Annotated in this window: 12 protein-coding genes and 1 pseudogene; 10 read left to right on the top strand and 3 right to left on the bottom strand. The window is 62.8% G+C overall.

What is annotated here, in order from left to right; genetic code table 11:
- Nucleotides 1-27: 27 nt before the first annotated feature.
- From ACFWZ3_RS04610 to mfd, 3 genes are all read left to right on the top strand, one after another.
- A complete protein-coding gene (locus ACFWZ3_RS04610) occupies nucleotides 28-1,407 on the top strand; it encodes a PhoH family protein (protein WP_439706611.1) in 1,380 nt (459 codons plus the stop codon).
- Nucleotides 1,408-1,654: 247 nt separating this feature from the next.
- On the top strand, nucleotides 1,655-2,257 hold the full coding sequence (locus ACFWZ3_RS04605; RefSeq protein WP_439706867.1) for a GNAT family N-acetyltransferase: 603 nt from the start codon (nucleotides 1,655-1,657) through the stop codon (nucleotides 2,255-2,257).
- 208 nt (nucleotides 2,258-2,465) lie between these two features.
- Entirely contained in the window at nucleotides 2,466-5,915 is a 3,450-nt protein-coding gene (gene mfd / locus ACFWZ3_RS04600) for a transcription-repair coupling factor (protein WP_439706610.1), read from the top strand.
- Between the two features lie 87 nt (nucleotides 5,916-6,002).
- On the opposite strand, the pseudogene ACFWZ3_RS04595 reads toward mfd, so the two are convergent.
- Nucleotides 6,003-6,982: pseudogene (locus ACFWZ3_RS04595) on the bottom strand (integron integrase).
- Nucleotides 6,983-7,525: 543 nt separating this feature from the next.
- On the opposite strand from ACFWZ3_RS04595, the gene ACFWZ3_RS04590 reads away from it, so the two are divergent.
- The 5 genes from ACFWZ3_RS04590 to ACFWZ3_RS04570 all read left to right on the top strand — a co-directional run bounded on the left by ACFWZ3_RS04590 (nucleotide 7,526) and on the right by ACFWZ3_RS04570 (nucleotide 10,944).
- Nucleotides 7,526-7,966 carry a hypothetical protein gene (locus tag ACFWZ3_RS04590; RefSeq protein WP_439706609.1) on the top strand — a complete coding sequence of 147 codons (441 nt, stop codon included), beginning with the start codon at nucleotides 7,526-7,528 and terminating at the stop codon, nucleotides 7,964-7,966.
- Between the two features lie 653 nt (nucleotides 7,967-8,619).
- Nucleotides 8,620-9,000 (top strand): hypothetical protein, encoded by a 381-nt coding sequence (locus tag ACFWZ3_RS04585; protein WP_439706603.1) that lies wholly within the window; start codon nucleotides 8,620-8,622, stop codon nucleotides 8,998-9,000.
- A 374-nt stretch (nucleotides 9,001-9,374) separates the two neighbouring features.
- Nucleotides 9,375-9,698 (top strand): hypothetical protein, encoded by a 324-nt coding sequence (locus ACFWZ3_RS04580; protein ID WP_439706608.1) that lies wholly within the window; start codon nucleotides 9,375-9,377, stop codon nucleotides 9,696-9,698.
- 54 nt (nucleotides 9,699-9,752) lie between these two features.
- Nucleotides 9,753-10,100 (top strand): hypothetical protein, encoded by a 348-nt coding sequence (locus ACFWZ3_RS04575; protein ID WP_439706607.1) that lies wholly within the window; start codon nucleotides 9,753-9,755, stop codon nucleotides 10,098-10,100.
- 472 nt (nucleotides 10,101-10,572) lie between these two features.
- Nucleotides 10,573-10,944, top strand: a complete 372-nt coding sequence (locus ACFWZ3_RS04570) for a hypothetical protein (protein ID WP_439706606.1) — start codon at nucleotides 10,573-10,575, stop codon at nucleotides 10,942-10,944.
- A 71-nt stretch (nucleotides 10,945-11,015) separates the two neighbouring features.
- On the opposite strand, the gene ACFWZ3_RS04565 is transcribed toward ACFWZ3_RS04570, so the two are convergent.
- Together ACFWZ3_RS04565 and ACFWZ3_RS04560 are read right to left on the bottom strand one after the other, a co-directional pair.
- Nucleotides 11,016-11,324, bottom strand: a complete 309-nt coding sequence (locus tag ACFWZ3_RS04565) for a hypothetical protein (RefSeq protein ID WP_439706605.1) — start codon at nucleotides 11,322-11,324, stop codon at nucleotides 11,016-11,018.
- A 1,213-nt stretch (nucleotides 11,325-12,537) separates the two neighbouring features.
- Nucleotides 12,538-12,894 (bottom strand): hypothetical protein, encoded by a 357-nt coding sequence (locus ACFWZ3_RS04560; protein WP_439706604.1) that lies wholly within the window; start codon nucleotides 12,892-12,894, stop codon nucleotides 12,538-12,540.
- Between the two features lie 402 nt (nucleotides 12,895-13,296).
- Between ACFWZ3_RS04560 and ACFWZ3_RS04555 the strand changes: the two genes are divergently transcribed.
- Both ACFWZ3_RS04555 and ACFWZ3_RS04550 read left to right on the top strand, forming a co-directional pair.
- Nucleotides 13,297-13,677 (top strand): hypothetical protein, encoded by a 381-nt coding sequence (locus tag ACFWZ3_RS04555; protein WP_439706603.1) that lies wholly within the window; start codon nucleotides 13,297-13,299, stop codon nucleotides 13,675-13,677.
- A gap of 651 nt (nucleotides 13,678-14,328) precedes the next feature.
- Nucleotides 14,329-14,640, top strand: a complete 312-nt coding sequence (locus ACFWZ3_RS04550; RefSeq protein WP_439706602.1) for a hypothetical protein — start codon at nucleotides 14,329-14,331, stop codon at nucleotides 14,638-14,640.
- Nucleotides 14,641-15,024 lie beyond the last annotated feature (384 nt).

Genomic DNA, 15,024 nt, shown 5'->3' with positions numbered 1-15,024 from the left:
TCCGACCATAAGCGAGGCCCCTTCCGCATGACCGGAAGCAAGCGTATCTACGCACTCGACACCAATGTGCTGCTGCACGACCCCACCTCGCTGTTCCGCTTCGAGGAACACGACGTGTTCATTCCCATGACCGTGCTGGAGGAGCTGGACGAAAAGAAAAAGGGTGGGTCGGAAGTTTCGCGCAACGGTCGCCAGGTCAGCCGCTTCATCAACGAACTGATCGAGCGCGGCAACGGGCACGGCATCAGCAACGGGCTGGACCTGTCCAACCCCCAGGGGGTGAGCCTCAAGCGCGGCCAGGCGGTGGGCAAGCTGTACTTCCAGCAGCGCGCCACCAACGGGCACGGCAAGGCGGACAACCTGATTCTCGCGGCGGTGATCGAGCTGCGCGACCAGAACCCGGACCGCCCGGTGATCCTGGTCACCAAGGACATCAACCTTCGCATCAAGGCCAAGATCTACGGCATCGATGCGGAGGATTACGAGAACGATCGCGCGCTCGACGACTTCGCGCTGCTCTACACCGGCTCGACCGGGCTGACGGAAGATTTCTGGGATCGCCATCCGGAGGTGCAATCCTGGTCCGAGCGCGGCCGTACTTTCTACAAGGTCGACCGTCGCGAGGACGAGGACTGGCATCCCAACCAGTGCCTGTTCCTGCCGGGCGACAACAGCGTGGAACTGCGCGTGCTGCAGGTCGACGAGCAGCACGCCACGCTGGTGTTGCTGGACGACCACAGCCATCCCAACCACAGCGTCTGGGGCATCGCCGCGCGCAACCGCGAACAGAACTTCGCGCTCAACGTGCTGATGGATCCGGACGTCGACTTCGTCACCCTGCTCGGCACGGCCGGCACCGGCAAGACGCTGCTCGCACTCGCCGCCGGTCTGGCGCAGGTGATGGACCAGCAGCGCTACCGGGAAATCATCATGACCCGCGCCACGGTCTCGGTCGGCGAGGACATCGGCTTCCTGCCCGGCACGGAGGAAGAGAAGATGACGCCGTGGATGGGCGCGCTCACCGACAACCTGGAGGTGCTCGCCAATCCCGAGGAAGGTGGCTCGTGGGGTCGCCAGGCGACCAACGACCTGCTCGCCTCGCGCATCAAGATCCGCTCGCTCAACTTCATGCGCGGGCGCACCTTCCTGTCGCGCTACCTGATCATCGACGAGGCGCAGAACCTCACGCCCAAGCAGATGAAGACGCTGATCACCCGAGCCGGCCCCGGCACCAAGATCGTCTGCCTCGGCAACGTCGAACAGATCGACACGCCCTACCTCACCGAGACCACCTCGGGTCTGACCTACGCGGTCGATCGCTTCAAGAACTGGGAACACTCGGCGCACATCACGCTTCGACGTGGCGAGCGCTCACGGCTCGCCGATTTCGCTTCCGAAGCACTTTGACGACCGGCGGCGTACCCACCGCCCGGCCCCTGTAGGAGCGCACCCTGTGCGCGATCGCGAAGGCATCACGCCCCCCGCGGTCGCGCACAGGAGCCGTCTGCACCCCTGTCGCAACGCCGCAAGCAGCACCTAGGCACCCGCCTGTCTGTTCACGCCGGCTGCGCACTGTTTGGCCCATAACAGCGCCTTCCGGGCGCTGCGCAGGACATGCTGCGGCGCAAAAATACGCTACAGTATGGACATGACCATCCAACCCGCCATCGACTTCGCCAGCCCCACCCGCAGCACCCCGCTGCCCCCACCCGCCAGCCAGCGTTTCGCCCGCGCCGAGGCCTTGCCGACCACCGGCGAGCCAGTCGTCACGCGCGACGGCCGTGTGCTGCACCTGCGTCCGATCGAGCCGGGCGACGTGGCCGCCCTGCGCCGTTGCTTCACGCGCCTGCCGGCCGAAGACATCCGCCGACGCTTCATGCACACGCTGACCGAACTCCCCGAACCGATGGCGCGCCGGTTGTGCCACATCGACGAGGAAACCGAAGCGGCGTTCGTGCTGGTCGACGACAACGTGTCGCCGGCGGAACTACGCGGCGTCGGCCGCGTGTTCATCGACGCGGCGACGGACACCGCGGAGTTCTCGGTGCTGGTCGAACGCGAATGGACGCGCCTGGGCCTGGGCGCTGAGCTGATGCGCCGGCTGGTCGCCGCCTGCCGCGAGCGCGGGCTGGCTGAGCTCTGGGGCTACGTGCTGGTGGAAAACCGCCCGATGCTGCGTCTGTGCAGCGAACTGGGCTTCACCTCGCGCATGGTGCCGGACGAACCGGGCGTGGCGCAGATCACGTTGCGCCTGTGATGGGGCGCTGAGGCACGCCTTCCCCCGCCCGGCTTCGGCCGCTCGCGGGGAACGGATCTTGCGTGAAGTCACCGAGTAAGCCTTCCCCCGCTCCACGGGAGAAGGTGCCCGAAGGGCGGATGGGGGCCACCCGGAGCGCTCACTCCCCGCCGCGTTAAACTCCTCCGCTTTCCCCGCGCAGCCAGACGCCGCGCGACAAGCGACCCCGATGCCCCAGATTCCCCACCCGCCCCTCCCCACCACCCCGAAGCAGCGCCGCTTCTGGACTCCGCCACACGGCTCCTCGCGCGCCCTGCTGATCGCCGAAGCCGCGCGCGACCACGACGGCTTGCTGGTGGCCGTCACGCGCGACACCCAACGCGCCTCGGCGCTGGAGGACGAGCTGCGCATGTTCGCCGGTGACCTGCCGGTGCTGCATTTCCCCGACTGGGAAACGCTGCCCTACGACATCTTCAGCCCGCATCCGGAGATCGTCTCCCAGCGCATCGCCACGCTCTATCGCCTGCCGGGCGTCACCCGCGGCGTGCTCGTGGTGCCGGTGGCGACGCTTATGCAGCGCATCGCGCCGCGCTCGCACATCACCGGCTCCGGCCTGGTCGTATCCAAGGGCCAGAAGCTGGACCTCGCCGCCGAGCAGCGGCGCCTGGAGGCGGCCGGCTACCGCCACGTGCCACAGGTGGCCGAGCCTGGCGACTACGCCGTGCGCGGCGCACTGATCGACATCTTCCCGATGGGCACCGCCGAGCCGTACCGCGTCGAACTGTTCGACGACGAGGTCGACTCCATTCGCAGCTTCGACCCGGAAACCCAGCGCTCGCAGCAGCCGGTGGACAAAGTGGAACTGCTGCCCGCGCGCGAGTTCCCGCTCACCGAGGAGGCGGCCAAGGATTTCCGCACCGCCCTGCGCGAGCGCTTCCCGATCGACATCCGTCGCTGCCCGCTCTACCAGGACATGAAGGAAGGCGTGACGCCCGGCGGCATCGAGTACTACCTGCCGCTGTTCTTCAAGCAGACCGCCACGCTGTTCGACTACCTGGGCGAGGGTGCGCTGTTCGTGCTGGGCGAAGGCGCCGGCGAGGCCTCCGACCAGTTCTGGACCCACACCGCCGAGCGCTACGACCAGCGCGCGCACGACATCGAGCGACCGGTGCTGCCGCCGGCCGAGCTCTACCTCTCGCCCGAGCAATTGCGCGAACAGCTCAACCGCCGCCTGCGCGTGGAAGTGGTCGCCTCCGGCCACGAACACGCGGTCGACTCCGGCACCCTGCCCGCGCCCGAAGTACCGCTCAACCGCAAGGGCGAGGAGCCGGGCACCTCGCTGCGCCATTTCCTGGAAAGCTATCCCGGCCGCGTGCTGATCGCGGCAGACTCGGCCGGTCGTCGCGAAGCCCTGGCCGAAACGCTGGCCGCCGCGGGCGTCAAACCCGACGCGGTCGATGGCTGGAACGGCTTCCTCAAGACCAGCGCAACGCGCCTGGCCATCACGGTCGCCCCGCTCGAACAGGGCTTCGCCCTCAAGCAGCCCACGATCACCGTACTCACCGAGCGCGAGCTCTACGGCGAGCGCGTGCGTACCGACCGCAAGCGCCGCCGTGGCGCCGCACGCGACCCCGACGCAATCATCCGCGACCTCACCGAACTCTCGGTCGGCGCGCCGATCGTGCACGTCGACCACGGCGTGGGCCGCTACCAGGGCCTGGTGTCGATGGAACTGGGCGGCATGGAAGGCGAGTTCCTGGTCATCGAGTACGCCAAGGGCGACAAGCTCTACGTGCCGGTGGCGCAACTGGGCCTGGTCAGCCGCTACTCCGGCACCGCGCCGGAGCTGGCACCGTTGCATTCGCTCGGCGGCGACGCGTGGGAGCGCGCCCGCAAGAAAGCCGCCGAGAAGGTGCGCGACGTCGCCGCCGAACTGCTTGCCATCTACGCTCAGCGCGAAGCGCGCGGCGGCGAATCGATCAACATCGACCGCGGCATGGTCGAGGAATTCGGCACCAGCTTCCCGTTCGAGGAAACGCCCGACCAGGAACAGGCAATCGACGCGGTGCTGCAGGACCTGGCCGCGCCGCGCGCGATGGACCGCGTGATCTGCGGCGACGTCGGCTTCGGCAAGACCGAGGTCGCGCTGCGCGCCGCCTTCGCGGCGGCCACCGCAGGCAAACAGGTGGCCGTGCTGGTGCCCACCACCCTGCTCGCCCAGCAGCACTACCGCAACTTCGCCGACCGCTTCGCCGACTGGCCGGTCAAGGTCGACGTGCTCTCGCGCTTCAAGTCGTCCAAGGAGGTGACCGAGGCGCTCAAGCGCCTGGCGGACGGCCAGATCGACGTCATCGTCGGCACCCACAAGCTGCTGCAGCCGGACATCAAGTTCAAGAACCTGGGCCTGGTCATCGTCGACGAGGAACAACGGTTCGGCGTGCGCCAGAAGGAGCAGCTCAAGAAGCTGCGCGCCGAAGTCGACCTGCTCACGATGACTGCCACGCCGATTCCGCGCACGCTCAACATGGCGATGTCCGGCCTGCGTGACCTCTCGCTGATCACGACCCCGCCGGCGCATCGCATGGCCGTGCGCACCTTCATCAGCACCTGGGACCCGGCGACCATCCGCGAAGCCTTCCAGCGCGAGCTTTCGCGCGGCGGCCAGGTGTATTTCCTGCACAACGAAGTCGACTCGATCGAACGCACCGCGCGCGAGTTGGAAGAACTCATCCCCGAAGCCCGCATCGGCATCGCCCACGGCCAGATGCCCGAGCGCGAACTCGAGCGGGTGATGGCCGACTTCCACCGCCAGCGCTTCAACGTGCTGGTGTGCACCACCATCATCGAAACCGGCATCGACATTCCGACCGCCAACACGATCATCATCAACCGCGCGGACCGCTTCGGCCTGGCCCAGTTACACCAGTTGCGCGGCCGCGTCGGCCGCTCGCACCACCGCGCCTACGCCTACCTGATCGTGCCCGACCGCAAGGCGATTACGGCCGATGCAGAAAAGCGGCTCGAAGCACTCGCCTCGCTGGAAGAACTGGGCGCCGGCTTCACCCTGGCGACCCACGACCTGGAAATCCGCGGCGCCGGCGAGCTGCTCGGCGAGGAGCAGTCCGGCCAGATCCAGGAGATCGGCTTCGGCCTCTACACCGAACTGCTCGATCGCGCTGTGCGCGCCTTGAGGAGCGGCAAGGTGCCCGACTTCGACCTCTCCTCCGAACACGAGACGGAAGTCGAACTGCACCTGCCCGCACTGATCCCGGACGACTACCTGCCCGACGTCCACACACGCCTGACCCTCTATAAGCGCATCGCCAGCGCGAAGAACGAGGATCACCTGCGCGACCTGCAAGTGGAAATGATCGACCGTTTCGGCCTGCTGCCCGAACCGACCAAGACGCTGTTCGCGCTGTCCAGCCTCAAGCTGATGGCCACTCCGCTCGGCATCCGCAAGCTCGACCTTGGCGCCAACGGCGGGCGCATCACCTTCCGCGACAAGCCCGAGATCGAGCCGATGGCCATCATCCGCCTGATCCAGAGCCAACCGCGCGTCTACAAGCTCGACGGCCAGGACAAACTGAAGATCACCCTCGACCTCCCCGGCGCCGCCGAACGCATCCGCGCGGCCCAGGAAGTGCTCGTCCAGCTCGGCGCCCGCCGGCCCGCCTGAGCGAGTGTCCAAACCGCCTGATCCGCGCCCTCTACCCGCCGGGGAGAGGGCTGGGGTGAGGGGCCGGGGCTTGCGGAAAACTCCTACTCAACTCCCACGATCCAACGGACTGACCACCCCCAGCCCGCCCCGGTTGAGCACATGCGTATAGATCTGCGTCGTCGCCACATCCTTGTGGCCGAGCAGCTCCTGCACCGTGCGGATATCCTGCCCCGCCTCCAGCAGATGTGTGGCAAATGAGTGGCGCAACGTATGCGCACTGACCGGCTTGAGGATGCCCGCCTGGCGACAGGCACGCTTCAAGGCGCGGCTGAGCATCGCATCGTCGAAATGGTGGCGCCGCTCGGTTCCGTCCCGCGGATCGCGCGTACGCTTCGTCGACGGGAACACGTACTGCCACCCAGCCTCCCGCGCCGCCCGCGGATACTTTCGCGCCAGCGCATGGGGCAACCACACCGCGCCAAAGCCCTCCGCCAGATCAAGCGCATGCATCTGCGTCGCGCGTTCGATCTCGCGCCGCATCGGATCGATCAGCGTGCCAGGAAGCATGGTGTGGCGATCCTTGCCGCCCTTGCCATCGCGGACCGTGATTTCGCGACGGTCGAAATCAACGTCCTTCACCCGCAACCGCAGCGCGCCTCCATCAAGCGCATCCCGGTCCCATACAGCAGGCTCGCCAACAGCCAGGGACGCCCATCCATGTGGGCCAGCAACCGGACCGTCTCTTCCCGCGAGAGCACCGTCGGCACCCGCTGCGGGCGTTTCGCCCGCACGACCCCATCCAGCCAGGGCAATTCCACCGCGAGCACCTCGCGATAGAGAAACAGCAACGCCGAAAGCGCCTGGTTCTGGGTATTGGGCGACACCCCGCCCTGCACGGCCAAGGCGGAAAGAAACGCCTCCACCTCCGCCGCCCCCATGTCTCGCGGGTGGCGCTTACCATTCGCCAGAATGAACCGCCGTATCCACCCCACGTAGGCGTGCTCGGTACGCAAGCTGTAGTGCTTGACCCGCAACACCCGCCGCACCTCATCCAGCAACCGCGGCGCCCGTGCTGCGCCCACCATACGGTTTATTTCCCCGCTTCCGCCCGAATAAGTCATAGCGCCCCGGATACGCAAATATGCACCGACATGCTGGCGGGTCGCCCGATCGCCCGGCAGCAGCCAGGCTCTTGATCCTACGTAGGATTCCCCCGACTTGACCGAGCACACCTGCGAGGTCACGATCGGTGCATATGCCCCGATCCGGGGTCTACTAAGCGTTCGGCATCGAGAGCGGCGGACCTGGCTCGATGGGAAGTCCCTACGTAAGTAAGCGGAGCACCCTGATTGACGAGCCATCGTGGCCACGGATACTCAGCAAAGCGCCCGCGGCGCCCGGATAACTGTGTTGATCCGGGCGCCGCGGGCGCTTTGCTGGTTTCGGTCACGACGCCTCGTCGCGTCGGCCCGCTTTCAAAAGCTGCGCGCTCTGAGCAATGAGCGCGCCGTCCGCCCCTCTCGCTCCCGAACCACGCGTTCAACCGGACCTCGTTCGGATAGGCTCCTGCGACAACCATTTATCCTGGCTCACTTTCGGCCGGTTAACTTGAGCGTTAGGCGGCAATGATGGACACTAGTGTGCGCAAGCGGCCAAAGCGCCTTTGGGTCGCGGCTGTCCTGAACATGCTGGCTGGTGTCCTCGCCATTGGTCTGATCGTGTTCCTTCTAGCATCCGCGCGGGTGCCAGTCGCACTTCGCCCTAGCGGTGTGGCGGCCGTCTCAGCACTCGGCGCTCCGGGCTTTCTCATCGTTGCGTCCGTCATCGCCCTGCTTGGCAAGCCTTACGGACGGTATCTCATGCTTCTGGCTGCACTTGTCTTCTTTGGCACGCTCATCATTCAAAATGTCCAGCTCATCGGCAGTGCCAATAGTGCGCTTGGTCAAGGTACAGCTCCCAAGGTCGTCGCAAACGCTGTACGTGCTTCATTCGAGCTCACAATCAATCTATGGGCGCTGCTCAGCTCCAAGACTCGTCAATACTTCGAGGGCGCGGCTGTTGTCCCCTAACAACTCGTCCAAGCGGACGGCGTACCGCCGCCGCTTAACTCCAGCGTTAGGCCCTTGCTTGGTTGTTCTCTCGCAACATGCCCAACGGGTAGGTCGGCGCGGCTTACAGCTCGCCGCACTTGGTCGCTGCCCTCGCAGCGCTGCGGCAAGCTCCAGGCACCCAAAGCTGCTAGCGTTGCGCTTGGTGGGGTTCGCGGTTGCGCCGGCACAGTCGTCCAAGCATGGCGCGGCGCAAGCCCCTAACTCTTCATTCAAGCGGACGGCTTCGCCGCCGCTTAATTCGGGCGTTAGGCGGCAAGGCATTTCCCGGTTTGCGTTCGGCGGCTGGCTCCGCTCATGCGCGTCGCACTTCGTTTCGCATCACGCCGGCCTGCGTTCCAACCTCGCCGGCGCTTGGCTCGGCTTTGGCAACGGGCGCGCGCAGTTGCCCGTCGCGCTTCCTCTGCTACCCGGGCGCGCGGTTCGCGGGTCGCACGGCGTTTCTCGCAGGCGGTTCGCATGCGGCACGCAGGCCCTCGCCTCTCCGGTCGTTGTGGCGCTTCCTGGGCAGCGCTATGGTTCCTTCCAGCGGCGGCGCAGCGTGCTGCCGTCTAACACCTCGTCCAAGCGGACGCGCGAAAAGCCGCGCGCCGCTTAACTCCAGCGTTAGGCCAATGACGGCGTCCGACGAATACATCCCCGACGTTTCCGAGTTGCAAGCGCTTCTGGCAGTAGCCGCTGCTCCCGAGATTGTCCGTGCATCGGAGGACCTGGAGGTCGACAGCTCCTACTCTGCTCATGCCTTTGCTCACGGCAAAGAGTCGCTGCTGTTTGGCGTTTCCACGGCTTGCTGGGCGGTCCGGGTCATCTTCAGGGCCGCGCATGCTCCCAACCGGGTGCTTGTTCAAGTACAGGCAAGGCTGAGAATCACCCATCCGTCTGGCTACAGCGGCTTCTTGCTCAAGGGTAGCTATGATCGCAGCAGCCCAAGCACGTTCTCGGCAAGGTCCAAGACCAATGAATACAACACCGTCAACTTTCGGGCTTGGGCCTAACCACTCGTCCAAGCGGACGCGCGTACCGCGCGCCGCTTAACTCCAGCGTTAGGCAACAAGGGAGAAGTCCGTGGGAGTCATAGACGAGGCAACGCATACGCTCACTTGTACATGTGGCGCTACGGAATCCGTAAAAATTCTTCAGCACGGCTCCGCGTACGGCGGCTCATGGCAAGCCGGCAAACCTTTCAACCAGTTCAGCGTAACTTGGGGGCCGGACGGCGCAATCGGTCCAACCATCAGCTCGGCAAAGTGCAACTCGTGCGGGTCAACTCCAGACGTTTCCATTTCCTAGGTGGCAGGACGCTGGGTTGTTGCCTAACATCTCGTTCAAGGCGGACGGCTACGCCGCCGCTTAACTCCAGCGTTAGCCTATGAATCCGCCCTACACAAGCGTCCTCTTCTTCATACTGTTCGCAATGTCGCTTGGCTGGCTGGCCATGGTGCGCTCCCTATTCGAATCGCTCGAAGAAAACCACTCTCAGAAGTACGAGGAGATGGGCGAGCCTTCGTTGTTTTCCAACAACACAGCTCGTACAAATTGGGCCTTGCTCAAGTTTCTGTTCACTAGAGCACCTGAGACGCTCAACGATTCCTCTCTACTGTTCCAGGTCAACGTGATGCGCGTGTGGCTTCCACTGCACTTGGCAGGCTTCGTGTGGCTGGTCATTGTTGCAACCTCTAGCCACAACAGCTAACAACCCGTTCAAGGCGGACGGCTTCGCCGCCGCTTAACTCTAGCGTTAGAGCGCATGAAACTCCTCTTCGTAATCGGTATCGCGACCGTTCTCTTGTGCGGTGGTTGCGCTACGGCCAAGCGTCCCGATCCAGGCAAGGTGTACAGCGGCACCTATTTCTACAATTTCGAGTCGTCGTCGTTCACGCCCGACGGCGGCGACGGAGCTTGGTGCCTCAGTGGCAACATGGAAGAGGCAGAGTTGCCAGCAAAAGGCGCAAGCGGCTCATGGGGCACGGCGCACGTCGTCGTGCGTGGCACGCTCAGCCCTCCGGGCCACTACTGCAACATGGGGGCCTCAAAGTTCCTCCTAACGGTCAGTCAAGTTCTCAAGGTCAGCGACAAGCGCGCTCGGGAGCCATAAGGTGTGCTCTAACTACTCGTCCAAGCGGACGCGCGAAAAGCCGCGCGCCGCTTAACTCCAGCGTTAGCCTTCTATGCCGACCATCGTTTTACGTGACCACGAACACCAAGATGTCGGTTTCTTGCTCCTCGCCGGGGACGAGAGCGTAGCTAGCGCAGGTGAGCGAGACGTCTTGTTCATGGCTCTACCAATGTTAGGGGCCTCGCCCGTCACCAGCTTCCTGCAAGACTTCAGACGCGTAGAGTTCCGGGCGCACGTTGCTTCGTCGGAGTCGGGTTGCCAAGTCTCTTTCACGGTCGCACCAAACATCGTCTTCCACGCCTCGCTCTCCACATCTGGCGGCGGTTCCTGGGTTGCTACTTCGGTTGGCAGCGGCTCCTGCCAGGTGCTCGGTGGCGGCTAACAACTCGTTCAAGGCGGACGGCTTCGCCGCCGCTTAACTCAAGCGTTAGGCATCAAACAGGGGACATCCATGAAGAAGGCCGTACTACTTTTCGCGCTAATTTTCGTCGGCATAGGCAACGCGAGCGCAGCGGACAAGAGTCCGAACGGTGTCTATCGCCCGACGCTAGCCACTCGCGCAAAGTCGTATCTCAAGAAATTTCCACTCAACAAGGTGGCCGTAGACGAGATTGTTCAGTACGTCGGCACGCCAGATAAATCCATGAGCATTGCTGGCCAGGACTACCTTACCTATAACATCGAGCCTAAGAGCGGCAGCGGCGTCATCGAGTACACCTACATCGTTAAAGGCGGCGTCGTGGTCAACGTTACGTACCTAAATTCGGGCAACTTCTTTGGCGTCACGCAAAGGGAGTCTGCCGTAAAGCTACAGACCCCGTGACCGTGCTCCACGCGCCTAACAGTGCGTTCAAGGCGGACGGCTTCGCCGCCGCTTAACTCAAGCGTTAGGGCTCAATTGGACATGGCCATGGATTCACGCGCAGAAAGAAAATTCTTAACCCATACTTTGAGGCGCGCAAACAGCCCAGTGGTTCCAGTTTTCTCGTCCCGCTGGTTCCTTCCACTTGCGTGGCTTGGCTTGGTTGTCTTGGCATTGCTCCTACTTTCAATAGGCCCGCTCATCGGCCAATTCGCATCAGCCTTTTCTTTCGTACTTTTTGGCTTCTTGTGCTCATACACTTGGCTTCGAGCATCCGCTGCCAAGGGTTGGCCCGTGCTCAGCCCACATATCAACAAGCAAAGCATCACCAGCAGGCTCAAGGCACTTGAGCCCTAACCAGTCATCCAAGCGGACGGCTTCGCCGCCGCTTAATTCCAGCGTTAGGCCCTTGCTGGGTTGTTCTCTCGCAGCGTGGCTTCGGCCAAGCTTCGCCAGCTTGCGGCCCCCCGCACTTGGTCGCTGCCCTTGCAGCACCGGGGCAAGCTCCAGGCATCCAAAGCTGCAGCGTTGCGGTTGGTGGGGGTTCGCGCTTGTGCCGGTCCAGGCCTAGCATGGCGCAGCGCAAGCCCCTAACTCTTCATTCAAGCGGACGGCTCCGCCGCCGCTTAATTCGGGCGTTAGGCCGCTGATGGAGATGATCGTTGGACTTGCTTGATGTCTCAGCTGCAATTGTCTTGTGGCCGGCGGCGTCAACTTCGCTGCCCGCCCCTTGGTAATTTCGTTGCTTCACCGGATCGGCAAGTTCAACTCTCTGGGAGCGCCTCGGACGCTCTTCATGGCCGACGCTCTCCCCGCACGCGCAGTTCTTGTCCCGCTAGCTTCTCCAGCGGACAGAGCTCTCGTTGTCATATATTTTGTGTCTTGGCTGCTATTTCTCGTATCCCTGCCCGTTTGCACGTTTGCGTTGCTGCGGGCCGCGGCCTAACAATTCATTCAAGCCGAAGCCGCTTCGCGGCTCGGCTTAATTCAGGTGTTAGGCAACAGGGAAAGTCTCATGACATTGGAGGTGCTTTTCGGTGCGGCCGTAATCTTGGCTGTCGTGCTCTCGCTACTCACCAAGTTGGGCTCAAAGCGCCAGCCTCCCATCCAGTTCTTCAAGTGTGCTCGCTGCAACACAACCGCTCGGCACACGAGCCGCACGATCGAGGCTTGGCGCAACGGCAAGACCACGTTCTTCTGTCAGACCTGCCATGCCAAATGGTTGCAGTCGCGGCCCTCGCAAGAGCAAGTCACTTCGTCCAGGTCTCGTAACTCAGGCTGCTTGGGCGTGGTCGCCCTACTGATTCTTGTTCCTTTCGGCATCGCGCTAGCGTTGGCGCATGCCTAACAACTCGTTCAAGGCGGACGGCTTCGCCGCCGCTTAACTCCGGCGTTAGGCCTATGTCCATCGACCATACAGCCCAATCAGAAATCCGCTCCGACATACATCGCGTGGAAACCGTCCTGAGATCCGGGATATTTGATGCAGGAAGAGCGTCCGACCCCCTATTTCTGTCGGCGCTAACGGAAATATTGATTCGTGTTCGCGATCTACTAGCGAAAGCGGAGAAGCACGCCCAGCGTGTTTCTTTCACGGACGACGTCACTGTCAAAGGTAAGGTCAACGATGTCACCGGCTTGGTAGCGTTCGTTCGAGATGCTGTCTGCCACATTGATTCCGGCAAACACGATCACGACGAAGTACAAGCGAGGGTTAGCTTCAATGTCGTCTTCGGCAAAGCTTGCCTGGCCGAAATAAACGGCGTTCGCATCGGGTCCGAGTACGGAGACGACATTGCTTTTTTCTTCGGCCCTCAACGTTTGTATTTTAGGCGCCACTTGTTGCGGGCATACAAAGAAGCAGAAGCTTCCCTTCGCCCGCTCTTGACTGATGCCTAACCACTCGTCCAAGCGGACGCGCGTGCCGCGCGCCGCTTAACTCCAGCGTTAGGCGGCAAGGCATTTCCCGGTTTGCGTTCGGCGGCTGGCTCCGCTCATGCGCGTCGCACTTCGTTTCGCATCACGCCGGCCTGCGTTCCAACCTCGCCGGCGCTTGGCTCGGCTTTGGCAACGGGCGCGCGCAGTTGCCCGTCGCGCTTCCTCTGCTACCCGGGCGCGCGGTTCGCGGGTCGCACGGCGTTTCTCGCAGGCGGTTCGCATGCGGCACGCAGGCCCTCGCCTCTCCGGTCGTTGTGGCGCTTCCTGGGCAGCGCTATGGTTCCTTCCAGCGGCGGCGCAGCGTGCTGCCGTCTAACACCTCGTCCAAGCGGACGCGCGAAAAGCCGCGCGCCGCTTAACTCCAGCGTTAGGCCAATGACGGCGTCCGACGAATACATCCCCGACGTTTCCGAGTTGCAAGCGCTTCTGGCAGTAGCCGCTGCTCCCGAGATTGTCCGTGCATCGGAGGACCTGGAGGTCGACAGCTCCTACTCTGCTCATGCCTTTGCTCACGGCAAAGAGTCGCTGCTGTTTGGCGTTTCCACGGCTTGCTGGGCGGTCCGGGTCATCTTCAGGGCCGCGCATGCTCCCAACCGGGTGCTTGTTCAAGTACAGGCAAGGCTGAGAATCACCCATCCGTCTGGCTACAGCGGCTTCTTGCTCAAGGGTAGCTATGATCGCAGCAGCCCAAGCACGTTCTCGGCAAGGTCCAAGACCAATGAATACAACACCGTCAACTTTCGGGCTTGGGCCTAACCACTCGTCCAAGCGGACGCGCGTACCGCGCGCCGCTTAACTCCAGCGTTAGGCCCTTGCTTGGTTGTTCTCCCGCAGCGTGTGCTTGCCAAGCCTTCGCCAGTGCTCAGTCCTCCGCACTTGGCCATCGCCTTTGCAGCGCTGCGGCAAGCTCCAGGCATCCAAAGCTGCTAGCGTTGCGCTTGGTGGGGTTCGCGGTTGCACCGGCACAGTCGCCCAAGCATGGCGCGGCGCAAGCCCCTAACTCTTCATTCAAGCGGACGGCTCCGCCGCCGCTTAATTCGGGCGTTAGGCATCGATGGGCACGTATCTAAAGAACAGTAGCGCCACTAGCAGCGACGCCGTAGTGAACATCGCCGCAGACGAGTGTGATCTAGATCGGCAGCTCGACCGGCTTCTAGCTTGGTTGCGCGCAAACCCAGGCTTTGATTTCTCTTCGGGCACATGGATCGTGGATGTAGGTTTTTGTTCTCGCCCTAACGTAGCCGTTGCTGGGTACACCATTAGCATCGAGCTAATGGCACGACTCAGTAGCAACAAGATTGCCCTTTGGCTCTCTGACTATGGTGCGCAATGAGCTTGCGTGGGCCTAACATCTCATTCAAGCGGACGCGCGTACCGCGCGCCGCTTAACTCAAGCGTTAGGCGCCAATGAAAATTCCAAATCATGCTGCCTGCCTGCAAACTCTTGTCATCACTATCCTCTTTGCAAGCTCTGGTTATGCCGCATGTCCGACTGCACGTCTCACTGAAACCGAAGTGTTAGCTATCGCCAACCGCAAGGCTGAGACTTCAGGAATTGATCTGTCCAAATATCATGCTCCCGAGGCACACTACGAATACATTCCCAAGGACTGTACGTGGTCTGTTTCCTACGAAGGCATCAAACCGGACATTGGCAATGTTTTTTTCGTGCTTGTTAACGACAACACGCGAACAGCGAAGCTAGAGCTTGGTCTGTAAGTTGGTGCCTAACAATTCGTTCAAGGCGGACGGCTTCGCCGCCGCTTAACTCCAGCGTTAGGCACCGTACCCCAAGCAAGAAGAAATCGCTAAGGGCTTCGTCTCTGTCGCCAAGTTCATCGCGTACTACATCATTTGGTCGCTCATCCTGTTCAACCTCGGGCGTGCGTCACTACTTCTTGTAACGCTTGGGCAGTATCCGCGTGGCCTTGACGTTCAGCGCCACACCAACCAAATTTCGCTCGTTGGTTTCCTTGCGACGTCCCCCCGCTTTGAGTAGCGGGACGGTTTAGAGTCCGGGTTCACTGTAACTGCTTCGCATAGGCGGCAGGTGTCAGCCCGCCCAGCGCCTTCTTCGGTCGCTCCTCGTTGTACTCGCGTCGC

Source organism: Frateuria sp. GZRR35, assembly GCF_051900415.1.
GTDB lineage: Bacteria > Pseudomonadota > Gammaproteobacteria > Xanthomonadales > Rhodanobacteraceae > Frateuria_A.
The sequence above is the reverse complement of the archived record's forward strand: the minus strand, read 5'-3'. Positions and strand labels throughout refer to the sequence as shown.

Bases quoted from the DNA above. Each gene is read 5' to 3' on its own strand.
- ACFWZ3_RS04610 (WP_439706611.1), top strand. From the start codon at position 28: ATGACCGGAAGCAAGCGTATCTACGCACTCGACACCAATGTGCTGCTG.
- mfd (WP_439706610.1), top strand. From the start codon at position 2,466: ATGCCCCAGATTCCCCACCCGCCCCTCCCCACCACCCCGAAGCAGCGC.
- ACFWZ3_RS04590 (WP_439706609.1), top strand. From the start codon at position 7,526: ATGGACACTAGTGTGCGCAAGCGGCCAAAGCGCCTTTGGGTCGCGGCT.
- ACFWZ3_RS04585 (WP_439706603.1), top strand. From the start codon at position 8,620: ATGACGGCGTCCGACGAATACATCCCCGACGTTTCCGAGTTGCAAGCG.
- ACFWZ3_RS04580 (WP_439706608.1), top strand. From the start codon at position 9,375: ATGAATCCGCCCTACACAAGCGTCCTCTTCTTCATACTGTTCGCAATG.
- ACFWZ3_RS04575 (WP_439706607.1), top strand. From the start codon at position 9,753: ATGAAACTCCTCTTCGTAATCGGTATCGCGACCGTTCTCTTGTGCGGT.
- ACFWZ3_RS04570 (WP_439706606.1), top strand. From the start codon at position 10,573: ATGAAGAAGGCCGTACTACTTTTCGCGCTAATTTTCGTCGGCATAGGC.
- ACFWZ3_RS04555 (WP_439706603.1), top strand. From the start codon at position 13,297: ATGACGGCGTCCGACGAATACATCCCCGACGTTTCCGAGTTGCAAGCG.
- ACFWZ3_RS04550 (WP_439706602.1), top strand. From the start codon at position 14,329: ATGAAAATTCCAAATCATGCTGCCTGCCTGCAAACTCTTGTCATCACT.